13 protein-coding genes are annotated in these 16,079 nt (G+C 49.4%); 6 read left to right on the plus strand and 7 right to left on the minus strand.

Annotated elements, in window-relative coordinates; all coding sequences use genetic code 11:
• The first annotated feature begins 192 nt into the window (after positions 1-192).
• The 4 genes from ACYZZ0_RS13115 (at position 193) to ACYZZ0_RS13130 (ending at position 5,342) form a co-directional block, all read left to right on the plus strand.
• The gene (locus ACYZZ0_RS13115) at positions 193-888 is read left to right on the plus strand and encodes an endonuclease (protein ID WP_461537088.1); all 696 of its coding nucleotides are present in this window, start codon (positions 193-195) and stop codon (positions 886-888) included.
• Positions 889-984: 96 nt separating this feature from the next.
• Positions 985-1,722: a 4-hydroxy-tetrahydrodipicolinate reductase gene (gene dapB, locus ACYZZ0_RS13120; RefSeq protein ID WP_461537089.1), complete on the plus strand. Its 738-nt coding sequence runs from the start codon at positions 985-987 to the stop codon at positions 1,720-1,722.
• A gap of 214 nt (positions 1,723-1,936) precedes the next feature.
• Positions 1,937-3,382 (plus strand): PTS glucose transporter subunit IIBC, encoded by a 1,446-nt coding sequence (ptsG, locus tag ACYZZ0_RS13125; RefSeq protein ID WP_461537090.1) that lies wholly within the window; start codon positions 1,937-1,939, stop codon positions 3,380-3,382.
• Positions 3,383-3,455: 73 nt separating this feature from the next.
• Positions 3,456-5,342 carry a DNA topoisomerase III gene (locus ACYZZ0_RS13130; protein ID WP_461537091.1) on the plus strand — a complete coding sequence of 629 codons (1,887 nt, stop codon included), beginning with the start codon at positions 3,456-3,458 and terminating at the stop codon, positions 5,340-5,342.
• 19 nt (positions 5,343-5,361) lie between these two features.
• Here the strand turns inward: ACYZZ0_RS13130 and ACYZZ0_RS13135 are convergent, their stop codons facing one another.
• From ACYZZ0_RS13135 to queC, 5 genes are all read right to left on the minus strand, one after another.
• Entirely contained in the window at positions 5,362-6,573 is a 1,212-nt protein-coding gene (locus tag ACYZZ0_RS13135; RefSeq protein ID WP_461537092.1) for a hypothetical protein, read from the minus strand.
• Between the two features lie 58 nt (positions 6,574-6,631).
• Positions 6,632-7,288, minus strand: a complete 657-nt coding sequence (queE, locus tag ACYZZ0_RS13140; RefSeq protein ID WP_461537093.1) for a 7-carboxy-7-deazaguanine synthase — start codon at positions 7,286-7,288, stop codon at positions 6,632-6,634.
• A gap of 70 nt (positions 7,289-7,358) precedes the next feature.
• A complete protein-coding gene (locus ACYZZ0_RS13145; RefSeq protein WP_461537094.1) occupies positions 7,359-8,462 on the minus strand; it encodes an anthrax toxin-like adenylyl cyclase domain-containing protein in 1,104 nt (367 codons plus the stop codon).
• Positions 8,463-9,045: 583 nt separating this feature from the next.
• The gene (locus ACYZZ0_RS13150; RefSeq protein ID WP_461537095.1) at positions 9,046-10,569 is read right to left on the minus strand and encodes an anthrax toxin-like adenylyl cyclase domain-containing protein; all 1,524 of its coding nucleotides are present in this window, start codon (positions 10,567-10,569) and stop codon (positions 9,046-9,048) included.
• Positions 10,570-10,632: 63 nt separating this feature from the next.
• Positions 10,633-11,316, minus strand: coding sequence for a 7-cyano-7-deazaguanine synthase QueC (gene queC, locus ACYZZ0_RS13155; RefSeq protein ID WP_461537096.1), 684 nt, complete (start codon positions 11,314-11,316; stop codon positions 10,633-10,635).
• 189 nt (positions 11,317-11,505) lie between these two features.
• On the opposite strand from queC, the gene ACYZZ0_RS13160 reads away from it, so the two are divergent.
• Together ACYZZ0_RS13160 and ACYZZ0_RS13165 are read left to right on the plus strand one after the other, a co-directional pair.
• Positions 11,506-11,778: a hypothetical protein gene (locus ACYZZ0_RS13160; protein ID WP_461537097.1), complete on the plus strand. Its 273-nt coding sequence runs from the start codon at positions 11,506-11,508 to the stop codon at positions 11,776-11,778.
• A gap of 219 nt (positions 11,779-11,997) precedes the next feature.
• A complete protein-coding gene (locus ACYZZ0_RS13165) occupies positions 11,998-12,873 on the plus strand; it encodes an alanyl-tRNA editing protein (RefSeq protein ID WP_461537098.1) in 876 nt (291 codons plus the stop codon).
• 67 nt (positions 12,874-12,940) lie between these two features.
• Here ACYZZ0_RS13165 and ACYZZ0_RS13170 read toward each other — a convergent pair whose 3' ends face one another.
• Both ACYZZ0_RS13170 and pgi read right to left on the minus strand, forming a co-directional pair.
• On the minus strand, positions 12,941-14,239 hold the full coding sequence (locus tag ACYZZ0_RS13170) for an inosine/guanosine kinase (RefSeq protein ID WP_461537099.1): 1,299 nt from the start codon (positions 14,237-14,239) through the stop codon (positions 12,941-12,943).
• A gap of 167 nt (positions 14,240-14,406) precedes the next feature.
• Positions 14,407-16,023: a glucose-6-phosphate isomerase gene (pgi, locus tag ACYZZ0_RS13175; RefSeq protein WP_461537100.1), complete on the minus strand. Its 1,617-nt coding sequence runs from the start codon at positions 16,021-16,023 to the stop codon at positions 14,407-14,409.
• Positions 16,024-16,079: the final 56 nt, after the last annotated feature.

The following is a 16,079-nucleotide window of genomic DNA, read 5'->3' on the forward strand; positions in this document are numbered from 1 at the left end:
TACTACAGCTGTTGTATTCGGACTCGATTACAGGGGCTGCATAATTCCAAAGATCAATTATCTCCATCGCCCCAATGTTATAAACTGCACGACATAAAATTCGCAATTCCATAACAGCGGTATTGTGTCAGGACATGATCGTTTTTTTTCAGGGAGCAGCTTTTTGTGGGTATGACTTTGCTAAGGCGTATATTGATAGTTTTTGTAGCAAGCAGTGCTACTGCTGCAATAGCAAAAACGGCTGATATTCCCGGCCCACCATCATCTTTCTCAAAAGCCAAAAGAATCGCCGCTCAGGTTTATGCGACACATACCAAAACCTTCTACTGCGGCTGTGATTACAATACCAAAGGTAAAAAGCTGATACCTGCAGATCTGAAATCCTGCGGCTACGAAATCAGAAAACAGGTTAAACGGGCCAACAGAATTGAGTGGGAACATGTGGTTCCGGCCTGGGACTTTGGCCATCAGCTGCAATGTTGGCAAAACGGCGGGCGCAAGAACTGCAAGAAAAAGAGTGATGTTTTCCGCCGGATGGAAGCCGATTTGCATAATCTGGTGCCTTCCATTGGCGAGATTAATGGTGACCGATCCAACTTCCGTTTCGGAGTGCTGGACTATATCTCGGATATGTATGGCCAGTGTGACTTCAAGGTAGATTTCAAGCAACGCCGGGCCGAACCACCAGAGGCTCAGCGAGGCAAAATCGCCCGCACCTACCTCTATATGGATGACCACTATTCTGAGTTTTCACTGGGTAAACAGCAGCGCCGGCTGATGGAGAGTTGGAATAAAATGTATCCGGTAACCGACTGGGAGCGGGAGCGTAACCAGCGTATTGCCAGTATTATGGGCTGGGGCAATCCTTATATCAGTCAGACCCGATAGCTTGACTGTATTGGCCGGTGCATTAGAGTGTGCAGCTTGCATTAAAGTTAATGCCAGAACAATCAAAAGCAACAACAGTATTCTGCGGAGAAACCGATGTCGGTATTAAAAGTGGTGGTCAACGGTGCCAGAGGCAAAATGGGACAGACAGTTGTTGATTTTGTTGAACATCACAGCAAACTGCAGTTGGCCGGTCAGGTCGATCTCGGGGATGACCTGGGTGCCGTTATTCAGCAAGGTAGCGCGGATGTTGTCGTAGACTTTACCCGCCCGGAAATTCGCATGGATACGGTGAAAACCATTCTGTTTTCCGGTGCGGCTGCGGTTGTCGGTACCACCGGCTTTACTCCGGAAGATCTGGAAACCATTCGTGGCTGGGTAAAAGAAACCGGCAATGGCTGCTTTATTGCCCCGAATTTTATTGTCGGTAATGTATTGATGCAGCAGTTCGCCAAGCAGGCGGCGCGTTATTACGAGTATGCTGAAATTATCGAATACCACCATGAAAACAAGGTGGACTTCCCTTCAGGAACCGCGGTTAAAACGGCAGAACTGATGGCGGAAGAGCGTGAGAAGTTCAATGTAGGTACCAATGATCAGGTCGCTAACGTTGAAGGTTCTCGTGGTGGTGATTTTGCTGGTATCAAACTGCATGCGGTCAGAATGCCCGGCTTTGTTGCATCTCAGGAAGTCATTTTGGGTGACAAGGGCCAGTATATGACCATTCGTCATGACTCCATCGAGCGCACCAGCTATATGCCGGGCGTACTGATGGCCTGTGAGCATATTACTGCCAATGCAGAACTGGTTTATGGTTTGGAGCATATTCTCTGATATGGTTGTAATGCCATCTGAAATGATTCAAAACTGGTAGATCCCGCCATTTAAGCTAATACTCAAACCACTGCCCGTTCCGGGCTACCGGCACTCTCCAAATCACTGACAGGGAGTGTGCCGGTTAAAGCTGAAACCCTCTTCAAACAAGGCAGCCATTGCACCTGCCTGACTCCCTTCCTTCCGAAACTAATCGTTATTGATCGAGCCTGTCATGAGCGCGTTAAAAGCAAGTTTTGGTGTTCTGCAAAAAATCGGGAAATCGTTGATGCTACCGGTATCGGTGCTTCCGGTAGCAGGGCTGTTACTGGGTGTCGGGTCGGCAAATTTTGCGATTCTGCCCGATGCCTTTAATGATGTGATTGCTCAGGCGGGTGGTGCTGTCTTTTATGCCCTGCCGCTTATTTTTGCTATCGGGGTCACCGTCGGCTTTACCGATAATGACGGTGTTGCAACGATGGCCGCTGTCGTCGGTTATATGGTGATGCTGGCGACAATGGGTGTCTGTGCTGCACTGCAAGGTGATGCGACGGTCAAGGTCATGGGGCTGGACTCGGTTGACACCGGGGTGTTTGGCGGCATAGTGATCGGCATTATTGCCAGCGCCATGTTCAATCGTTTTTATGATATCAAGCTGCCTCCCTGGCTTGGTTTCTTTGCCGGAAAGCGGTTTGTGCCCATTGTGACCGCGCTGGCGGCGATTATCTGTGGCCTGGTGCTTTCTGTTGTGTGGCCGCCAATCGGGCAGGGTATTGCAGACTTTTCGCTGTGGGCCTCCAGTGAAAACCCGGCACTGGCTTTCAGTATTTATGGCTTTGTTGAGCGGGGGCTGATTCCGTTTGGCCTGCACCATATCTGGAATGTGCCGTTCTTTTTTGAAGTCGGAGAGTTTATTGACGCAGAAGGTGATTTTTTCACCGGTGAGATTGCCCGTTATGTGGCAGGTGATCCCAGTGCGGGCAATATGGCAGGTGGTTATCTGTTCAAAATGTTCGGTCTGCCGGCGGCAGCGATTGCCATGTGGCACTGTTCCCTGCCGGAAAACCGTACCCGTACCATGGGTATTATGCTGTCTGCAGCGCTGACTTCTTTTGTGACAGGTATTACCGAGCCGATCGAATTTGCTTTTTTGTTTGTTGCTCCGGGATTGTATTTCATCCATGCACTGCTGGCCGGATTTGCCTATTTCATTTGTATTGAACTGGGGGTTCGCCATGGCATGACATTTTCCCATGGTCTGATTGATTATCTGGTGCTGTTTGGTCAGTCAACCCGAGGGTTATGGATCATCTGGTTGGGGATGATCTATGCGGTGGTTTACTATGTGATATTCAGAGTATCGATTCTGCACTTTGATCTGAAAACACCGGGCCGTGAAGCTGAAACCGTTGTAGATGATGGCGTCATGCATGCTGATGAGCGCGCCCAGACCCTGATTGCGGCTTTTGGTGGCCGGGATAATATCCAGAACCTGGATGCCTGTATTACTCGGTTACGTATCGGTGTTTATGACGCTGAGAAAGTCGATAAGGAAGCGCTGAAAACTATGGGCGCAAGTGGAGTGTTGCAGGTCGGTGACTGTGTGCAGGCAATTTTTGGCCCGCAGTCAGATCACCTCAAAAGTGATATGCAGCGATATCTGCAACACCATCCAGCTTGAAAACCCAGAGCCTGATTCTGTACAGACGGGTACCACTGTTATAATCAGTCTCATAATGACATGGCGGTTATAAATGAGACTGTTTATTGCGGAAAAGCCCAGCCTCGGGCGTGCCATTGCCGAGGTACTGCCGGGAAATGGCAGAAAAAATGATGGTTATATTGATTTTGGTTCCGAAGGCTGTGTGACCTGGTGTATTGGTCACCTGCTGGAACAGGTGGAACCGGATGCCTATGACGCCGCCTGGAAACCCTGGCGGCTGGAACACCTGCCAATAGTTCCGGAGCAATGGCAACTCAAACCCCGAAAAGGTGTGCAGAAACAGCTGACTGTTATTCGCAAGTTGCTCAAGAATGCCACCGAAGTTATCCACGCTGGTGACCCTGACAGGGAAGGACAGTTGCTGGTGGATGAAGTACTGGCTTATCTGAAATTGAAAAAGTCAGTGCCGGTGCAGCGCTGTCTGATTAATGACCTGAATCCACCTGCGGTACGCAAAGCCATTGCCGGACTGAAAGATAATCGCAGTTATGCAGCCTTGTCCCGTTCAGCTCTGGCCCGCAGCCGGGCAGACTGGCTTTATGGTATTAATATGACCCGGGCGCTGACGGTTTCAGCGCAGAAGAAGGGTTATAACGGTCTGTTATCCGTTGGCCGGGTGCAGACACCGGTATTGGGATTGGTGGTACGACGTGATATCGAGATCGAAAACTTCAAACCTCATCCTTACTATGAAGTGCTGGCCAATCTGAAAACAGCGGCCAATGAAACTTATCAGGCCCGCTGGAAACCCAGTGAAGCCTGTCAGCCCTGGATGGATGAAGAAGGACGGGTGCTGAACAAACAACTGGCTGAAACCGTTATTCGCCGTGTAACTGGCAAGGATGGCACGGTAGAGAAAGCCGAGCAGAAAGCTATTAAAGAACAGCCACCACTGCCTTACTCATTGTCTTCACTGCAGATTGATGCGGCCAAGCGCTATGGTATGAATGCCCGCAAGGTACTGGATGTTTGCCAGAGCCTGTATGAAAAGAAGCTGATCACCTATCCCCGTTCTGATTGCCGTTATCTTCCGGAAGAACACCTGGGGCAGGTTGCTGGTGTTACCAATGCCATTTCCTCCGGGCTTGATGAAGCACAACCCTGGCTGGCAGGCGCTGATCTTTCGCTGAAAAGCCGGGCATGGAATGATAAAAAGGTTGAAGCCCACCATGCGATCATTCCAACCCAGCGATCCCCGTCAAGACTGGTACATGATGAGAAAAATATCTACAGCCTGATTGCCAGACAATATATTGCCCAGTTCTATCCAGCCTGCATCAGTCAGGAACGACGGATTGAGATAAGGATCGATACCGGATTATTTGTTGCCAGTCGTCGTGCAGTTGAAAAACCGGGTTGGAAGACGCTTTATAACCGCGATAACAAGGAACGGGAAGACAGTAAACCGCCACTGCCATTAGCCAAAAAAGGTGATATTCACCTGTGTGAAGGTGGTGAGTTACTGGAAAAGGAAACCCATCCGCCACTGCCGTTTACCGATGCATCACTGCTTTCTGCCATGACCGGTATTGCCCGGTTTGTGAAGGAACCTGAGGTTCGGAAGATTTTGCGTGAAACCGATGGCTTGGGAACAGAAGCTACTAGAGCGGGAATTATTGAACTGTTGTTCAAACGTCAATATCTCAAAAGGGAAGGGCGCAGCATCCATGCTTCAGAAACCGGCAGAAGCCTGATCGGCAGTGTACCGGAGTCGGTCAGCCAGCCGGACCGTACGGCCCGCTGGGAATCCCAACTGGACTCAGTGGCACGTAATGAAAGTCGTTATGATGACTTTATGGTGCCACTGGTGCAGGAGCTTGGTGGGCTTGTTAGTCAGGTATCTCCGGTCAATATGCCGGTTATTGCAAATGCAGCCCGGAAATTTAAACGCAAGCGTAAAACCTCTCGTACAGGCTGATCGTATCCCCGGGAAACTATCATTGAGCACAGGTTTTTTTCCGGGATTGCCTTATGGAGGCTTTGGCTGCTCCATGAGTCAACAATAGAAATGAGGACTTCTCCAGTCCCAGCCACAGGTTGGGGAGAGCTGTGTTCAGATCATCCATTGTTAAAATATGTGTTTGGAGTCCAGATGATGAAACTGTGTATTCAGTAAGTGTGGCCACTTCGGGTCTGGAGGTAAAAGCAATCCGGGAGGGATCAATATGAGTCTGGATATAAAGGCATTGGTAATAATTCAAATATGTTCCTATTACTACCACACAGCCACCTTGAGCTATCCGTGATGTGATTTCAGAAAGAGAAGAAGCATCAGATATTTCCAGTGGCTCTGTCAGCTCCAGCTCCGGGTGCCTTTCGATGACTTTCAGCATTTTCTCGATGCTGCCTGCAGGAAGATCAGACTTGAATGTTCTGAGTGTTGAAATCAACAGGTCAAAAAACGGTCTTTGGTCGTTAACTAATAAATTTGACCGGAAGGCGCCAAAGAATTTCAGGTAACATCCCTGAAAGGTCAGAGTTGATTTAAGGCGGATTTCAACCTCTTCTACAGGGCACTCGTAAACCTTACCCGAGAATTTCAACAGTGAGGTGCGATAGGTCGTGTAATCAAGATCCGAAGTTACTGTTTTTAAAAAGTCTATTAAATCACTGTCAGGTAATGCATTAAGGATAATATTCAAGGGTAAGGTGTCTCCACCCATTGTTTCCGCATGAAACCCTTCCATCATCATTACCAGGTTTTCATCAATAGTTTTGAAGATTTTCTCCTTCCAGCCCACTGTACCATCCGGTCTCCTGTGGGAGCTGATGGCTGGGTCAGCAGGTATAGTGGCTGGAGAGGCAAAGCTTGGCTGGGAGGAGCATGTAGGACAGATGAAAAATCCCTGATCGAAAACCATTTTGGCTTTACAGTCCGGATTTTCACATAATTCTACTATAGAAGATGGGTTAAAAGTGTCTTTAGTATTTGATGCCGAAGCCTCTGCCAGAGGCTGAACCTTAGTTACGGGTTTTCCTGCTTTGATGCAACCTTCATGCTCACAAACAAAATGACTGCCTGTGTCAGTCATTTTATTCAGGCAGCCTTTGCAAATCATTGACCATGCGTTAAGTGAAAACAACAATAAGGTCGGTAAAAAAATAATGAATGCCAGCTGTTTGTTTCGTTGAAACGAGCCCATCATCATCTCCTCTTTCCAAGCCAGATAAAGAGTAGACGAAAACAGGCCTATTTCGGTTTTATTATCAGGGAATAGAAGTGATTTTGTGTGTTTGTAAATTCAGCTTCCATTTTGGGTGCTGACGACAATATTCAATTGTCTCTTTTGTAACATTATCTTGATATAAAGAATCACCAGGTTGCCATTGCGGTGAAGCCATCGGACTCAGGTAATAATGAGTCGCCTTGATATTGGTAAAACGCTCCGGCATGGCTTCGGGCTGAGGATAAACCAGCTTCAGCTCATCACATTGGATGACAACAACTTCTGCAGTACCCTTCGGGCTGACACAAACCCAGTCAATACCTTCGGGAATGTGCTTGGTACCATTGGTTTCAATGGCAATTTCAAAACCTCTGGCGTGCAACGCATTAATAAGCTCCCGATCCAGCTGCAGCAGTGGTTCACCACCGGTGCAAACAATAAAGGGATGGACGCCACTGTTTTCAGGCCAGTAGCCCAGCAGAGTCTCTGCCAGTGCTTCAGCGGTTGCAAATTTGCCTCCACCTTCGCCATCGGTGCCGAGGAACTGGGTATCGCAGAAATTACAGATCGCACTGCTTCGGTCCTGCTCCCGGCCACTCCACAGGTTACAACCGGAGAATCGGCAGAAAATTGCCGGGCGGCCCACATGGGCGCCTTCTCCCTGCAGGGTGTAGAACATTTCCTTAACGCTGTACATAGCTCTGGTTTTACTGCCGGTTAGAAAAGGGCGGCTAGTCTACCGCTTTTTGTAGCGGGTGCAAATCAGGTTAAGGCTTGCCTTTTTGCTCAAAGAAATCGATGCGTTCGCGAATAACTTTGGTTGCAACTTCTTCCAGCTCTTTCCACTGAGGGTTGTAATCGGTGTAATAACCCATTTTCTGCATGGTCAGCATAAAACAGCCGAGCTCTTCGGCTGTTTTAATCAGCAGCGGAGATTCATATAGACCCATTCGCTTTTTCGGCAGCCAGATGGTTGCTGGCAGATTGTCCTTCATATCACTGTGTGGATTGGCCGAATCGGCGCCGTGATGAACCATGTTTTTTCCAGGTCCACGATCAAGAATCCGGTTAATTTCATCGGCAACCCTGACCATGCGCTTGCTATAGATGCCAAGCTCGTCATGAAAGCCGTGTTGTTTGTCCTGCTGACCCAGATCGACTTTGTGATAGGGGGCATCTACAAATAACAGATCGAAATCCGCCGTCATCGGCCCATATTTCTTGTCAGCCAGAACCTTCAGTGGTTCTCGCCCGGCATCCGTTATGACATAAATATCCCACCTTTTATCGTGGCGCTGGTGGGCTTCAAAAGATCGGGTGACCTTTCGCTCCTGATATTCTCCAGTGTCCAGCAAGTCTTTTTTGCAGAGGGTTGATTCGAATGATGCTGCATGAGTGTGTCCCGGAATAGTTTCTATACAATGGATTATCTCCAGAATGCCCAGCTCTTCCAGTTCAGTCAGCCTGTCAGTAGAAAGTACCAACTGCTGTGCCACAGCCCATTTTTGCGCAATGCACTCTAACGCTTTCAGGTTGTAATGTTCGACTTTCTCAGGCAGTCCGGCGTTTTTACTGAGAGCCTGATCAACCGGAAGAAAGCCGGCCTGAGGCCCCCAGTCAGCACTTTTGGCCTTGATCAGAAGTGGTTTCGAAGCATACAGCTCCAGTATCAGGGTGCGGCAAATTCGGGCGACAGGTCGAATAGCAATAATGACATCCAGCTTTTCAGCCACAAGCTGGATTTTCTCGATGTAACTGCGGGGAATGCCTTGGTCGGCATCTTCGGCCACAGCGTCAATACCCATCAGACAGTCACGCTGAAACCGGCTTTCCCAATGCCCCATAGCCATTAATGAACGTTGCTTGAGCATAATAAGCTCAGCAATCTCTCTCAGGCTTCCCCGACGGGAAGAGGGCGCTTCGGCCTGTTTCGTTTTCTTTAACGGGTGCGATAAAAAAGGGTGGTCATAAAGTTTCAGCTGGCTGCAATCTATGTTGTCTGAGGTCGGCCCGGTGGCTTCCTGGACCCTGATGACGGGGGGCGATTTGTCTCCTTCGCTTGAGGTATGGTCATAGACTGCGATTGATTAGTCAGTTGTTTCGGTGTCGAAGTGCAAAGTACAAGGGCTTCCAGCGGGTAGGGAATATCTCTTTTATCACACTCTTCATTGAGACAAATGACTTTATTGTTTGGCCGGGCCTCCATCGTACTTCCGCACCAGGGGCAGTTGATGGTAGCGCTCGCTACTATTGGCAAGGCCATGACAACCAGCAGAACCACCACTTTCCCTGCAAAAAATCCAGTGCGATAGGAACAGGTCATTTTGCTTTCCCCGGGTTATCCAGAGTGTGAATGTAAAAGTAGACCTAATCGCAGTAGTGGAGGTGTAGTTTATTACAGACGAGTGATTGGGGAATTTTTTATAGAGTTATTGTTGGAATCTTATGGAACTCTTATGGAGCGATCGGGCCTTTTTTTTCGAAGTAAGAGATTTTTTCCTGCACCGGTTCGGATGCTACCTCCTTCAGTCCGTTCCAAAGTGGATTGACATCCATTTTGTATCCCATTTTTTGCATAGTGCGCATAAAACGCGCCAGTTCGACCTGGGTTTTAATCATCAACGGAGATTTGTACATCCCGATTTGTTTGGCCGGTAATAAAATAGTTGTCGGTAAATTCGCTTCCATTTCGGTGGCGGGATTCGATGTGTCAGCGCCGTGATGTACCATATCCCGACCGGGGCCACGATCCAGAGCCTGATTGATATCCTGCCCGACCTTTGACATTCGGTTGCTGTAAATCCCCAGTTTGGGGTCAAAACCGTGGCGCCGGTCCTGCTGCCCGAGATCAATATCCTCGTAGTGGGCATCGACAAACAGCAGATCAAAGTCCGCTGTCATGGGTCCACCTTCCTTGTCTGCCAGTACTTCCAGCTTTTCCAGTCCATCCTCACCGACCACAAAAATATCCCACTGGCCGTCACTACGCTGGTGGGCCTCAAATGATTGAGTGACTCGACGACCATCGGCCTCGAGGGTGGACTCAAATGCTTCTGCTCGCTGATAACCAGCTTCCGGTGCAGTTTCCCGGGTATTCTTCAGGGTGCCCAGATCTTTCAGCTCCGTAAGGCGCGCCGTAGACAGGGATAGCTGCTGAGCGACAGCATCACCCTTGTCTATGCATTTCTGAGCATAGGCATTGTATTTCTCTACCTCCGAGGACAACCCTGCTTTTTTGCTCAGAGCCTGGTTGACAGGAAGAAAACCGGCCTGTGGTCCCCAGTTTGCACTTTTGGCTTTGATCGTAAGGGGTTTCGATGCATAGCCTTCCTCAATCAGAGTACGGCAGATCCGTTCTACTGGTCTGATGGCAATAATGACTTTGTCTTGCTCTGCCACATCCTGCATCTTTTCCAGATAACCCCGGGGAATCCCCTGATTTTGATAGTCGGATACAGCATCCAGTCCCATCAGGCATCCCTGCATTAAAGAGCTTTCTTTGGCACCAAAGGCTTTGCTGACCTGATTCTGTTTGGAAATCTGTAATGCCGCGTCCTTGAGGCTGAAACGGCGGGAGGCATTGGTTTTTTCGGGTTTGGTTGATTTGAGCGTACGATCTTTGAGAAAGGGGTTACTTTTTAAATCCAGTTTGCCTCTGTCCACGCCGGAACGAGCTGCCATTTTTCTGGCCGGACTCTGATTGCTTTCTGGTATTGCCGGGCTTTCGGGGGCTTCGAGCCCGGGTTGTTTCTTCGGGTCGGGTATCACCGTGATGGTGAAGTCTTGCAGTGCCCTCAGCCTTTCCGGGAATGCTGGAAAGGGTTTAACAGCATCTGTCAGACTGATTGTCGGCTCGGTTTGGGTCAGGGTGCGATTAAACGCCTTTCCTGCGGCCTTGTTTTCAACGGCTGCAGGAAGGGCGTGACTTTCTATTGATTGAGTACTTGTACTGCCACCGACCCTAGTGTTTCCGGCCACGGACTGATCCCTGATCTTTCAAACCATATCCTTAAAGTGTAGCCAGCACCGGTAGATGTTCTTTTATTCGTAGCTGAGAGGGTCTGTGCTGTTATTCAGCTCAAAGGCTTCAAGCCGTTCCTGACAGGCACCGCATTTGCCACAGGCCTGTTCCCGACCGTTATAGCAGGTCCAGGTCTGGCCATAGTCCAGCCTCATGGAGAGACCATCGCGCAGAATCTCGATTTTGGAGTCGTAAAGATAAGGCGCCATGATTTCCACCGGCTGCCAGTCAGCAATTTTGGTGACATTATTGACGGCTTCTACAAACTCCGGGCGGCAGTCAGGATAAATCGTATGGTCACCGGAATGAGCGCCATAGAATACTTTGCCGGCTTTCAGAGAGATTGCATAGGCGGTTGCCAGTGACAACAGAATCATATTGCGGTTGGGCACCACAGTAGATTTCATATTGTCTTCTTCATAGTGCCCTTCAGGGATTTCGTCTTCGGCATTGGAAATCAGTGAAGAGCCGCTCATCAGGGTGTTGATGGCCGTGATATCCACGATCTTGTGGGGAATGCCAAGGCTGGCACAAACATTGGCGGCATATTCCAGCTCTTTGGAATGCTTCTGGCCATAGTTGAAGGACAGGGCATGCAGTTCATAACCGGCTTTGTGAGCCTTGTTCAGAACGGTAAAGGAGTCCATACCGCCGGAATAGATAACAACGGCTTTTTCTTCCGGTCGGGCTTTCAGTTCGCTCATTAACACTGCTTGGTTGAAGTGAATCGTGGCGCTATTTTAGCAGCTGCGGGATAAAAGTCAGATTCGTATCAGCCTTACTATCCGTGCTTCAAACAATCCGGTCTATTTATATATCTTTATATAAATTGCAGTCGCATGAAGGCGTGATATTTTGAAACGGGTTCAGAGTGTCTAATAAGGCTCGTTTTTATGTTTGTGTTAACGATTGACTGGACCCAGGCCAACTATAAAGAAATCATTGGTTTTGCCGCAGCTTTTCTGGTGTTTTTGACGTTCTTTGAAACCAATATGAGGCGTCTCCGGGCCGTAGCTATCTGTAGCAATCTCACTTTTATCAGTTACGCCATAATGAGGGATTTGTTACCGGTGATTCTGTTGCATTCCTGTCTTTTACCACTGAACTCATGGCGGTTGTACCAGCTTGTCTTCATAGAGCCTGAAGACCGCCATGGACAGAAATAAATGCAGTATCAGTTGAAGCATAAAAAATGCCCGCTAAAAAGGGGATTTCAGTACAGCATTGGCTTTTAACTGGAACCATATGCTTGCTTCAGGCTGTCTTCCCGCTCCGGGGGAAGCGTGGTGCTGCTTTAGCCGTCTTCTGTCAATTTTTTACAAGATCATTCTGATTTACGGCAGTAATATCTGTTAAAACCGGTTTCCAATGTAAAGGTGTTTCAGATGACGCCCAATCAACCAAAAATTGTGACATTTGCCGAAGGCGGGCTTAATAACCGGAGTCCGGTTGTTACTGTTATTGATATGGGGGCAAGGCAGGGGATAGTGACAGCCAGTACACCGTTCCACCCGATTGATTACCAGTGGCCAGATCAACCGGCAGACAGGGGGATGCTGAAAATAAATGATCAAACACTGGTTGTCGTCGACTGTATTTGTGGAGCTTGTTCACTTGATACCGGTGAATATTTTACCGGCAATTCAATACCCGTGAAAAAAGGTGCTGAGGGCTGGGATTTTTTTGTGGTACATGTGCTGGAGTCTGATATCCCGATAAAGGAAGGGCAGGTAGCTGACATTCAGGTTGATACGAGCTATCGGCACAGTCTTAATACGGGACATACGGCCTGCCATCTTTCTGCGCTGGCTTTAAATCAGGTGTTATCCGGTTACTGGAAAAAGGATCCGGGACGACATGATGCAATGGGAAGTCCGGATTTTGATCAGCTAGCCATTCAGACATCACGAATTATAGAAAATGGCAGCAATGATTTTTACCGGCTTGGGAAGTCTATTCGGAAAAAGGGATTGCGCGCTGCTGATGTAATGGAGGCATTAGTGGATATCGAAGAAGAAACAAACCGGATCATGATGGAATGGCTGGAAACCGGTGCGACGATCAAAATGGTAAAAGAGGGTGAGGAGTTGCTGAGCCGGCGTTACTGGCACTGCAATTTTGCCGATGGCAAAAAGGTGGTTATTCCTTGCGGGGGGACACATGTGCAGAATCTGAATGTGTTTGAGGCAATCGGCGTAACACTCATTCCTGTTGATGAGTGGACATTTCGCTCAGAAACGAGGGCGATAGTAGCAGCGTAAACCTGTTGTTTTTAATGAGTGGGAAACTGCCCGTATTACGCAGGCAGTTCCGTGTAGTCAATGCGTTTTATTTGGACCAGTATGCTTGTTCCAGACTGTCTTCACGCTCTGGCAAACTGCGGGAGAGGCGAGGGGAGCTCTGGGCCAGTACCTGATAGCTGACACGGTTCGCATACTTACAAGCCTGAGCAAAAGAAGAGTAGGTCAGGAAGTTGCGCACATGCTTGCTTGAAGTCGGCACGGCCTGGCGGTGGAAGCAGTTAGCCGTCATATCATGAATAATCGCAGCCAGTGCACCGTCACCGGCACCATTGGTATTCATAATCTTCTCGGGACCGCCCTGATAAGGGTCGATTTGTGAGAAGACCTGCATCGGGTCATCACAATCTTTCTTGCGCAACGGGCGACTGAATTCATAGCGGTTGAAGTCGGTAATGCTGCCGGACTGAATCGGGTTACCGGTTTCGCGTGCCATGGAGCGTTCGGTATAACCACACAGATAAAGACCTTCAGGGCCTGCCGTTAGAAGAATCATGTCGCAGTATTCCAGCGCTGCTTTTGAGGCATCCAGCGGGTCTGTGTGCCCGGTCAAGGCTTTGGCTTCTTCTTCGTTCATTGCCAGTAGAGTGACGTAGCTGCGAATAAACTGTTCCAGTTCATCCCGCAGACGTTCCACCAGGAAATGGGTACCCAAAGTCAGCACAACAGGTACACCGGCTTCAGAGGCAACACGGGCGGCCTTGCAGGTAGCTTCATAAATCGGCAGTGACTTGTCGCCCAGAGTGTAGGCGCAGATCACCAGGGCAGAACTGCCCTGAATCAGCTCTTCCGGAATAAAGTCGGCAGACAGTTCATTAACCAGGCCCGGGCTGATACCGAAAGTGCGCTCACCATCCGGAGTGATCAGGGTGAAGCAGCGACCGATCGGTCCGGCAACCGGCTGCAGATAGCTCAGGTCGACCCGGCTACTGGTATTGCACAGGTAGCGGTAGGCATAGCTTCCAATGGCAACGGTTTCACTCATAACACCCAGCTGTACAGAACGGTCATCTGCCAGGGTGGAATAGTTGTGCAGGGTGTTGCCGATGGTACCGCCGGCAAACTGGTTCTCTATAAGGTCGTGATCGCGCAGAAAGTTATACAGGTTCTCGGCAGTGTCATCGTCAATCAGCTGTGAGGCACCACGGCTCAGGCCAAAATCATTCAGCACGCTTTCTGAAACATGGGCTGTGATATCAACCAGGTTCTGGTCAATACCGGTCACATAGGTATTGATATGGGCCAGCGACTGACCACCACGGTCAAGCCGATTGTTGGTATTGACGGGAAAGTAATGCTTGTACTTACGGCGTCCGGGAAATTTCATAGGGGCAGGGTGTCGGCATCAAGAAAGAATAGTGTGGTATGACATTATACTCCGTGTTTTACAGAATTTTATAAGGGTTCGCTCTCAATCAAGTCGTAAAGTACGAAAAGCTCTGATTGGTTACCTGCCGGGGCTGAAGCTGGCAGGTAACCGTTATGCAGGATTGTTTAAGCTTTAAAGCGTTTGATTAAACTGGAAGTCGCCGCGTCAAAGTCATCACTGTCTCCCGGGTGCTGCAGGGCGCTATAAATCTCGTCTCCCAGCACCTTACCCAGTTCTACACCCCACTGGTCAAAAGCATTGATGCCAAAGATAACACTCTGGACATAAACCTTGTGCTCATACAGTGCCAGCAGAGCACCCACTGTTTCAGGGGTAATATCCGACATCAGCAGGATATTTGAAGGACGGTTGCCAGGTACCATTTTATGAGGCGCTAGTCGTGTAGCTTCAGCAGCATCCATACCTTTAGCTATCATCTCCTCACGTACCTGATCTTCAGTCTTGCCAGTCATCAGTGCCCGGGCCTGAGCCAGGGCATTGGCAAACAGCCATGTGTGCTGGTCGCCCTGAGGGGCTGGTGATTTCAGGGATACAATAAAGTCTGCCGGAATCAGACGTGTACCTTGGTGTAACAACTGATGATAGGCATGTTGACCGTTGGTGCCTTCGCCACCCCAGATAATGGTGCCGGTATTGTCGTCAACAGGGCTGCCATCCAGTTTGACGCCCTTGCCAACACTTTCCATATCCACCTGCTGCAGATGATTCGGCAGCTGGCGCAGGCCGTGAGCATAACTCAGAATGGCATGACTTTCGGACTGAAAGTAACGGTTGTACCAGACGCTGAGCAGTCCCATCATCACGGGCATGTTTTCAGCCAGTGGGGCAGTGCGGAAGTGTTCGTCCATTGCCTGAGCACCGTTCAGCATACGCTCATAGGTATCGTAACCAAGCAGTAGAATGGCACCGAAACTCACCGCGGACCAGAGCGAGTAGCGGCCACCAACCCAGTCCCACAGTGGCAGAATATTTTCTTCGGCGATACCAAAAGCAACTGCCTTGTCGACATTGGCAGAAACGGCAATAAAGTGCTTGTGGAAATCAGATTCCGGGCAGCCCTGTTCGTTCAGCCAGCGGCGTGCGGTCAGTGCATTTTCTTTGGTTTCCAGCGTGCCAAAGGATTTGGAAACAATCACAAACAGGGTGGTTTCCGGATCCAGCTGATCCAGCTTGCTGCTGATATCAACCGGGTCAATATTGACGATATAGTGCAGGCTGAGGTCGGGATTGGCATGGTGAGCCAGTGCGTCAGTGACTACGTTGACACCAAGATGGGACCCACCGATACCAATACTGGCAATATGACGGATGGGTTTGCCGGTGTAACCTTTCCATTCCCCGGAATGGACCTTGTCACACAGCGCCTTGATCTGTTGCCGGGTGGTTTCTACATCCGGCATTACATTACGGCCGTTGACCTTGATATCACTGCCGGCTTTTGCCCGAATTGCAGTATGAAGCGCCGGGCGGCACTCGGTATTATTGACGTCACTGCCACTTTGCAATGCTTCGATGGCCCGGGCCATATTGCACTCTTCAGCCAGTGCCGTCAGCAGTTTCAGGGTTTCATCGGAAGCCCGGTTGCGGGAGTAGTCAAGAAACAGCCCGGCAGCTTCGATGGTGTAGCGTTCTGCACGACTGGTATCACTGTCAAACAGAGTGTTGATATTGAGGGAGGCATTACTGCAGTGCTGCTGCAGCTGCTGATGAAGGGAGCTCATAATCAAATCCGTTTATGGCGAATAGCCCAATTATAGAGAGCCAAAGAGGTATTGCT

The sequence above is a fragment of the Spongorhabdus nitratireducens genome, assembly GCA_947387575.1.
Taxonomy (GTDB): Bacteria; Pseudomonadota; Gammaproteobacteria; order Pseudomonadales; family Endozoicomonadaceae; genus CANDOC01.

Bases quoted from the DNA above. Each gene is read 5' to 3' on its own strand.
- ACYZZ0_RS13170 (WP_461537099.1), bottom strand. From the start codon at position 14,239: ATGAAATTTCCCGGACGCCGTAAGTACAAGCATTACTTTCCCGTCAAT.
- ACYZZ0_RS13135 (WP_461537092.1), bottom strand. From the start codon at position 6,573: ATGATGATGGGCTCGTTTCAACGAAACAAACAGCTGGCATTCATTATT.
- ACYZZ0_RS13160 (WP_461537097.1), top strand. From the start codon at position 11,506: ATGTTTGTGTTAACGATTGACTGGACCCAGGCCAACTATAAAGAAATC.
- queE (WP_461537093.1), bottom strand. From the start codon at position 7,288: ATGTACAGCGTTAAGGAAATGTTCTACACCCTGCAGGGAGAAGGCGCC.
- pgi (WP_461537100.1), bottom strand. From the start codon at position 16,023: ATGAGCTCCCTTCATCAGCAGCTGCAGCAGCACTGCAGTAATGCCTCC.
- dapB (WP_461537089.1), top strand. From the start codon at position 985: ATGTCGGTATTAAAAGTGGTGGTCAACGGTGCCAGAGGCAAAATGGGA.
- queC (WP_461537096.1), bottom strand. From the start codon at position 11,316: ATGAGCGAACTGAAAGCCCGACCGGAAGAAAAAGCCGTTGTTATCTAT.
- ACYZZ0_RS13130 (WP_461537091.1), top strand. From the start codon at position 3,456: ATGAGACTGTTTATTGCGGAAAAGCCCAGCCTCGGGCGTGCCATTGCC.
- ptsG (WP_461537090.1), top strand. From the start codon at position 1,937: ATGAGCGCGTTAAAAGCAAGTTTTGGTGTTCTGCAAAAAATCGGGAAA.
- ACYZZ0_RS13145 (WP_461537094.1), bottom strand. From the start codon at position 8,462: ATGCTCAAGCAACGTTCATTAATGGCTATGGGGCATTGGGAAAGCCGG.
- ACYZZ0_RS13165 (WP_461537098.1), top strand. From the start codon at position 11,998: ATGACGCCCAATCAACCAAAAATTGTGACATTTGCCGAAGGCGGGCTT.